The 7,940-nt window shown below is 48.5% G+C and carries 5 protein-coding genes; all 5 read left to right on the top strand.

Features of this window, described 5'->3' with window-relative positions; all coding sequences use genetic code 11:
* On the top strand, positions 1 to 606 hold a 606-nt coding region (locus FQZ95_RS01035), incomplete at its 5' end, for a pyridoxal-dependent decarboxylase (protein ID WP_077473361.1).
* A gap of 155 nt (positions 607 to 761) precedes the next feature.
* Positions 762 to 2,297 carry an acid resistance gamma-aminobutyrate antiporter GadC gene (gene gadC, locus FQZ95_RS01030; RefSeq protein WP_000246007.1) on the top strand — a complete coding sequence of 512 codons (1,536 nt, stop codon included), beginning with the start codon at positions 762 to 764 and terminating at the stop codon, positions 2,295 to 2,297.
* A gap of 130 nt (positions 2,298 to 2,427) precedes the next feature.
* On the top strand, positions 2,428 to 3,747 hold the full coding sequence (locus FQZ95_RS01025) for a family 10 glycosylhydrolase (protein WP_160529786.1): 1,320 nt from the start codon (positions 2,428 to 2,430) through the stop codon (positions 3,745 to 3,747).
* A gap of 363 nt (positions 3,748 to 4,110) precedes the next feature.
* Complete coding sequence (dosC, locus tag FQZ95_RS01020; RefSeq protein WP_000426274.1) at positions 4,111 to 5,493, top strand: diguanylate cyclase DosC; 1,383 nt, start codon at positions 4,111 to 4,113, stop codon at positions 5,491 to 5,493.
* A 24-nt stretch (positions 5,494 to 5,517) separates the two neighbouring features.
* Positions 5,518 to 7,917, top strand: a complete 2,400-nt coding sequence (gene dosP, locus FQZ95_RS01015) for an oxygen-sensing cyclic-di-GMP phosphodiesterase DosP (RefSeq protein ID WP_088542343.1) — start codon at positions 5,518 to 5,520, stop codon at positions 7,915 to 7,917.
* Positions 7,918 to 7,940 lie beyond the last annotated feature (23 nt).

Below are 7,940 nucleotides of genomic sequence, written 5' to 3'. Positions count from 1 at the left end.
CGTGTGAAATCGATCAGTGCTTCAGGCCACAAATTCGGTCTGGCTCCGCTGGGCTGCGGCTGGGTTATCTGGCGTGATGAAGAAGCGCTGCCGCAGGAACTGGTGTTCAATGTTGACTATCTAGGTGGTCAGATTGGCACTTTCGCCATCAACTTCTCCCGTCCGGCGGGCCAGGTGATTGCACAGTACTATGAGTTTCTGCGCCTCGGTCGTGAAGGCTATACCAAAGTACAGAACGCTTCCTACCAGGTCGCGGCCTATCTGGCAGATGAAATCGCCAAACTGGGGCCGTATGAGTTCATCTGTACCGGTCGCCCGGATGAAGGCATCCCGGCGGTTTGCTTCAAACTGAAAGATGGTGAAGATCCGGGATACACCCTGTATGACCTCTCTGAACGTCTGCGTCTACGCGGCTGGCAGGTTCCGGCTTTCACTCTCGGCGGTGAAGCCACTGACATCGTGGTGATGCGCATTATGTGTCGTCGCGGCTTCGAAATGGACTTTGCTGAACTGTTGCTGGAAGACTACAAAGCCTCCCTGAAATATCTCAGCGACCACCCGAAACTGCAGGGTATTGCCCAGCAGAACAGCTTTAAACACACCTGATAACGTTTAACGGTAACGGTGTCCCGAAACGAACCCGTTTCGGGACAATTTCCAAAGTCTGTTCACTGGCATTAGCAACGGAAAATATTGTTCTGAATACGCTTCAGAACAAAACAGGTGCGGTTCCGACAGGAATACCGTTTTAGGGGGATAATATGGCTACATCAGTACAGACAGGTAAAGCTAAGCAGCTCACATTACTCGGGTTTTTTGCCATAACGGCATCGATGGTAATGGCTGTTTATGAATACCCTACTTTCGCAACATCGGGCTTTTCATTAGTCTTCTTCCTGCTATTAGGCGGGATTTTATGGTTTATTCCCGTGGGACTTTGTGCTGCGGAAATGGCTACCGTCGACGGCTGGGAAGAAGGTGGCGTCTTCGCCTGGGTATCAAATACTCTGGGGCCGAGATGGGGGTTTGCAGCGATCTCATTTGGCTATCTGCAAATCGCCATCGGTTTTATTCCAATGCTCTATTTCGTGTTAGGGGCACTCTCCTACATTTTGAAATGGCCAGCGTTGAATGAAGACCCCATTACCAAAACTATTGCAGCACTCATCATTCTTTGGGCGCTGGCATTAACACAGTTTGGTGGCACGAAATACACGGCGCGAATTGCTAAAGTTGGCTTCTTCGCCGGTATCCTGTTACCTGCATTTATTTTGATCGCATTAGCGGCTATTTATCTGCACTCCGGTGCTCCCGTTGCTATCGAAATGGATGCGAAAACCTTCTTCCCTGATTTCTCTAAAGTCGGCACCCTGGTTGTGTTTGTTGCCTTCATTTTGAGTTATATGGGGGTAGAAGCTTCCGCAACCCACGTCAATGAAATGCGCAACCCCGGTCGCGATTATCCGCTGGCGATGTTACTGCTGATGGTGGCGGCAATCTGCTTAAGCTCTGTTGGCGGCTTGTCTATTGCGATGGTTATTCCGGGTAATGAAATCAACCTCTCCGCAGGGGTAATGCAAACCTTTACCGTTCTGATGTCACATGTGGCACCGGAAATTGAGTGGACGGTTCGCGTGATCTCCGCACTGCTGTTGCTGGGTGTTCTGGCGGAAATCGCTTCCTGGATTGTTGGCCCTTCTCGCGGGATGTATGTCACCGCGCAGAAAAACCTGCTGCCAGCGGCGTTCGCTAAAATGAACAAAAATGGCGTACCGGTAACGCTGGTTATTTCGCAGCTGGTGATTACTACTATCGCGTTGATCATCCTCACCAATACCGGTGGCGGTAACAATATGTCCTTCCTGATTGCCCTGGCGCTGACGGTGGTGATTTATTTGTGTGCTTATTTCATGCTGTTTATTGGCTACATTGTGTTAGTGCTTAAACATCCTGACTTAAAACGCACATTTAATATCCCTGGTGGTAAAGGGGTGAAACTGGTCGTGGCAATTGTCGGTCTGCTGACTTCAATTATGGCGTTTATTGTTTCCTTCCTGCCGCCGGATAACATCCAGGGTGACTCTACCGATATGTATGTTGAATTACTGGTCGTTAGTTTCCTGGTGGTACTTGCCCTGCCCTTTATTCTCTATGCTGTTCATGATCGTAAAGGCAAAGCGAATACCGGCGTATCTCTGGAACCAATCAACAGCCAGAACGCACCGAAAGGTCACTTCTTCCTGCACCCGCGTGCACGTTCACCACACTATATTGTGATGAATGACAAGAAACACTAACCATGTCTGAATGGTAATAACACAAGGGAGCGATAATTCATCGCTCCCTTTTTCATGCCTGTTGTCGTATTGACTTAACCGGGATAAGTACGAGAATGAGCGCACATCTGTTTACCGGAAACCAGCATATATGGATATCTGCTCCCGAAACTTGAAATTAGCGATTAGAAGACCAGCGGCACTGGTTGCACTGGCACTTTTACTGAGTAGTTGTAAAAGCACGCCTCCAGATTCAATGGTGACACCACCAGCAGGCTCAAAGCCACCAGCCTCGGCGCAACAATCATCACAACCGATGCGCGGCATCTGGCTGGCCACGGTGTCTCGCCTCGACTGGCCACCGGTTTCCTCGGTTAACATTAGTAACCCCACCAGCCGGATCCGCGTACAACAACAGGCGATGATCGACAAGCTCGATCATCTGCAACGTCTCGGTATAAACACGGTCTTTTTCCAGGTCAAGCCGGACGGTACCGCACTATGGCCATCGAAAATTTTGCCGTGGTCCGATCTTATGACCGGTAAGATTGGCGAAAACCCGGGTTACGATCCGTTGCAATTTATGCTCGACGAAGCCCACAAGCGTGGGATGAAAGTACACGCCTGGTTTAACCCTTACCGCGTATCGGTTAATACAAAGCCTGGTACTATCAGGGAACTGAATAGCACCCTGTCTCAACAACCGGCCAGCGTCTATGTGCAACACCGCGACTGGATAAGAACGTCGGGTGATCGGTTTGTCCTCGACCCAGGCATCCCTGAGGTTCAGGACTGGATCACATCAATAGTCGCGGAAGTGGTTTCCCGCTATCCGGTAGATGGCGTGCAGTTTGACGACTATTTTTATACTGAGTCACCAGCTTCACGGCTAAATGATAACGAAACGTACCGCAAATACGGAGGCGCATTTGCGTCAAAAGCAGACTGGCGGCGCAACAATACTCAGCAGTTAATTGCGAAGGTATCGCACACCATTAAAAGCATTAAGCCGGAAGTCGAATTTGGCGTTAGCCCGGCAGGCGTGTGGCGTAACCGATCACACGATCCGCTCGGTTCCGATACCCGAGGCGCGGCAGCCTATGACGAATCCTATGCTGACACCCGTCGATGGGTGGAACAAGGATTGCTGGATTACATTGCCCCCCAAATTTACTGGCCGTTCTCACGGAGTGCCGCACGTTATGACGTTTTGGCAAAATGGTGGGCGGATGTCGTTAAACCGACCAGGACCCGCCTGTATATCGGTATCGCCTTCTATAAAGTGGGTGAACCTTCAAAGATAGAGCCAGACTGGATGATTAACGGTGGCGTACCGGAACTGAAAAAGCAGCTCGATCTTAACGATGCTGTACCAGAAATCAGCGGCACAATCTTGTTCCGTGAGGACTATCTGAACAAACCTCAGACTCAACAAGCGGTCAGCTATTTGCAAAGTCGTTGGGGCAGTTAAACTTGTAACATGGCCGGTGCTTTACTCACCGGCTTGTTATCCTCTTGAAATATCCCACTAATAATCATGCTTATTTAAGCCAAATTAACCACGCAATTAACCACTCTGAGTTTAATAGCCATAAAACCCCTAATAAAAATGTATGAATATGAAAACCCTACGGTATTCGCTGTTTCCGAAAAATAATTACGATGGGCTATACTCTTCTGAAGAACAGTAGCGTAGATTGAAACTGTCCTAAGTCGCTTATTTGTTTTCAGAATATCTTCATATTTCAGGAGAATATGGTGCAGTTAGTCGATCTCGCACGTTGCGTTTCGTTTTGATTCCGTCTGCTTTCCCAGCCTTATAAGGGTGTGAATTATGGAGATGTATTTTAAAAGAATGAAAGATGAGTGGACCGGGCTTGTCGAACAAGCAGATCCGCTCATTCGTGCTAAAGCCGCGGAAATTGCCGTTGCGCATGCCCATTACCTGAGCATTGAGTTTTATCGGATTGTCCGTATTGACCCGCATGCAGAAGAATTCTTGAGTAATGAACAAGTTGAGCGGCAGCTGAAAAGTGCGATGGAACGCTGGATTATTAATGTGCTTTCTGCCCAGGTTGACGATGTTGAAAGGCTAATACAAATCCAGCATACCGTCGCAGAAGTGCATGCCCGCATCGGCATTCCAGTAGAAATTGTCGAGATGGGGTTTCGGGTGCTGAAAAAAATCCTCTATCCGGTGATTTTCTCTTCGGATTATTCTGCCGCAGAAAAACTTCAGGTCTACCATTTCTCGATTAACAGTATTGATATCGCGATGGAAGTCATGACCCGCGCGTTTACCTTTAGTGACAGTAGTGCCTCAAAAGAAGATGAAAACTATCGTATCTTCTCGTTACTGGAAAACGCCGAAGAAGAAAAAGAACGGCAAATAGCCTCAATCCTTTCATGGGAAATTGACATTATCTATAAAGTTCTGCTGGATTCTGATTTAGGCAGTAGTTTGCCTTTAAGCCAGGCTGATTTTGGCCTGTGGTTTAACCATAAAGGTCGACATTATTTTAGCGGCATTGCCGAAGTGGGTCATATCTCCCGTCTGATTCAGGATTTCGACGGTATTTTTAATCAAACCATACGTAATACAAAAAATTTGAGCAACAAAACTCTGCGGGTGAGATTTTTATTACAGATAAGAAATACCGTATCGCAAATTATTACCTTGCTGCGTGAATTATTTGAAGAAGTATCTCGCCACGAAGTGGGTATGGATGTACTGACAAAATTACTTAACCGCCGCTTCCTGCCGACCATCTTTAAACGCGAAATTGCCCATGCCAACCGGACCGGAACCCCCCTGTCAGTGCTGATTATTGACGTTGATAAATTCAAAGAGATCAACGATACGTGGGGCCATAACACCGGTGATGAAATTTTGCGTAAAGTTTCTCAGGCCTTTTATGACAACGTCCGCAGTAGTGATTATGTTTTTCGTTACGGGGGAGATGAATTTATCATTGTTTTGACTGAAGCTTCGGAAAACGAAACGTTACGTACCGCAGAACGTATTCGCAGTCGGGTGGAGAAAACCAAACTGAAAGCCGCAAACGGCGAAGATATTGCCCTCTCACTTTCCATCGGTGCCGCCATGTTTAATGGTCATCCTGACTATGAGCGCCTCATTCAAATAGCCGATGAAGCTCTGTATATCGCCAAAAGACGAGGTAGAAACCGTGTTGAACTCTGGAAAGCCAGTCTTTAGATGCGCCAGGATGCAGAGGTAATCATGAAGCTAACCGATGCGGATAATGCCGCCGATGGCATTTTTTTCCCCGCCCTTGAGCAAAATATGATGGGCGCGGTGTTAATTAACGAAAATGATGAAGTGATGTTTTTCAACCCCGCCGCAGAGAAGCTCTGGGGATACAAACGTGAAGAAGTCATTGGCAATAACATTGATATGCTGATTCCGCGGGATTTGCGTCCTGCGCATCCTGAATATATCCGTCACAACCGTGAAGGCGGTAAAGCGCGCGTCGAGGGGATGAGTCGGGAGCTGCAGCTGGAGAAAAAAGACGGCAGTAAAATCTGGACCCGTTTTGCGCTATCGAAAGTGAGCGCCGAGGGTAAAATTTATTACCTGGCGCTGGTACGGGATGCCAGCGTAGAAATGGCGCAAAAAGAACAGACCCGACAATTGATTATTGCTGTTGACCATCTCGACCGACCGGTGATTGTCCTCGATCCGGAACGCCATATTGTGCAGTGCAATCGCGCATTTACCGAAATGTTTGGTTACTGCATTAGCGAAGCCAGCGGTATGCAGCCCGATACACTCCTGAACATTCCTGAATTCCCTGCCGATAACCGCATTCGTTTACAACAGTTGCTATGGAAAACCGCCCGCGATCAGGATGAATTTCTGCTGTTGACGCGCACCGGTGAAAAAATCTGGATTAAAGCCTCTATCAGCCCGGTTTATGATGTGCTCGCGCATCTGCAGAACCTGGTAATGACTTTCTCGGATATCACCGAAGAACGGCAAATCCGCCAGCTTGAAGGCAATATTCTCGCCGCCATGTGCAGCAGCCCGCCATTTCATGAAATGGGGGAAATCATTTGTCGTAACATCGAATCTGTTCTCAACGAATCGCATGTTTCGCTGTTCGCGCTGCGCAACGGGATGCCGATACACTGGGCGTCATCTTCACACGGTGCAGAAGTTCAAAATGCGCAAAGCTGGTCAGCGACCATTCGTCAGCGTGATGGTGCGCCTGCGGGGATCCTGCAAATTAAAACCTCGTCAGGAGCAGAAACCAGCGCCTTTATCGAACGCGTGGCAGATATCAGCCAGCATATGGCCGCGCTGGCGCTGGAACAGGAAAAAAGCCGTCAGCATATTGAACAACTAATCCAATTTGATCCGATGACCGGTCTGCCAAATCGCAATAACCTGCACAATTACCTCGATGACCTGGTCGACAAAGCCGTCTCTCCGGTGGTCTATCTCATCGGTGTTGACCATATTCAGGATGTGATTGATAGCCTTGGCTATGCGTGGGCCGATCAGGCATTGCTGGAAGTGGTCAATCGCTTTCGTGAAAAACTCAAACCGGATCAGTATCTCTGTCGTATCGAAGGTACGCAGTTTGTCCTCGTGAGCCTGGAAAACGACGTCAGTAACATTACCCAAATCGCCGATGAGCTACGGAATGTGGTCAGCAAGCCGATAATGATTGACGATAAACCATTCCCGCTCACCTTGAGCATTGGCATCAGCTACGACGTGGGTAAAAACCGCGATTACCTGCTCTCCACTGCTCACAATGCAATGGATTTTATTCGCAAAAATGGCGGTAATGGCTGGCAGTTCTTCAGCCCGGCGATGAACGAAATGGTAAAAGAGCGTTTGGTTTTAGGCGCGGCGCTGAAAGAAGCGATTAGCAATAACCAACTGAAACTGGTTTACCAGCCACAAATCTTCGCAGAAACGGGTGAACTGTACGGCATCGAAGCCCTTGCTCGCTGGCACGATCCCCTGCATGGTCATGTGCCCCCTTCACGGTTTATTCCTCTCGCAGAAGAGATTGGCGAAATCGAAAATATTGGGCGCTGGGTCATCGCGGAAGCTTGCCGTCAGTTAGCAGAATGGCGTAGCCAGAATATTCATATTCCAGCGTTATCCGTTAACTTGTCTGCGCTGCACTTCCGCAGTAATCAGCTGCCTAATCAGGTGTCTGATGCAATGCAAGTCTGGGGCATTGACGGCCACCAGCTAACGGTGGAAATCACCGAAAGCATGATGATGGAACACGATACGGAAATTTTTAAGCGCATCCAGATCCTGCGCGATATGGGCGTGGGTTTATCGGTAGATGATTTTGGCACGGGTTTTTCCGGGTTATCCCGCTTAGTCAGTCTTCCGGTAACGGAAATCAAAATTGACAAAAGTTTTGTTGATCGTTGTCTGACTGAAAAACGCATCCTTGCCTTACTTGAAGCTATTACCAGCATTGGGCAAAGCCTCAATTTAACCGTCGTAGCGGAAGGCGTCGAAACCAAAGAGCAATTTGAGATGCTACGCAAGATTCACTGTCGCGTTATTCAGGGATATTTCTTTTCCCGGCCCCTTCCCGCTGAAGAAATTCCAGGCTGGATGAGCAGCGTGTTACCGCTGAAAATCTGACAAATCCCTCTCGCCCGCACTCG

It is taken from the genome of Escherichia sp. HH41S, from assembly GCF_009820115.1.
In the GTDB taxonomy this organism is placed as follows: Bacteria; Pseudomonadota; Gammaproteobacteria; order Enterobacterales; family Enterobacteriaceae; genus Escherichia; species Escherichia coli_F.
The sequence above is the reverse complement of the archived record's forward strand: the minus strand, read 5'-3'. Positions and strand labels throughout refer to the sequence as shown.

Coding starts and splice junctions, on each gene's coding strand:
- gadC (WP_000246007.1), top strand. CDS start 762: ATGGCTACATCAGTACAGACAGGTAAAGCTAAGCAGCTCACATTACTC.
- FQZ95_RS01025 (WP_160529786.1), top strand. CDS start 2,428: ATGGATATCTGCTCCCGAAACTTGAAATTAGCGATTAGAAGACCAGCG.
- dosC (WP_000426274.1), top strand. CDS start 4,111: ATGGAGATGTATTTTAAAAGAATGAAAGATGAGTGGACCGGGCTTGTC.
- dosP (WP_088542343.1), top strand. CDS start 5,518: ATGAAGCTAACCGATGCGGATAATGCCGCCGATGGCATTTTTTTCCCC.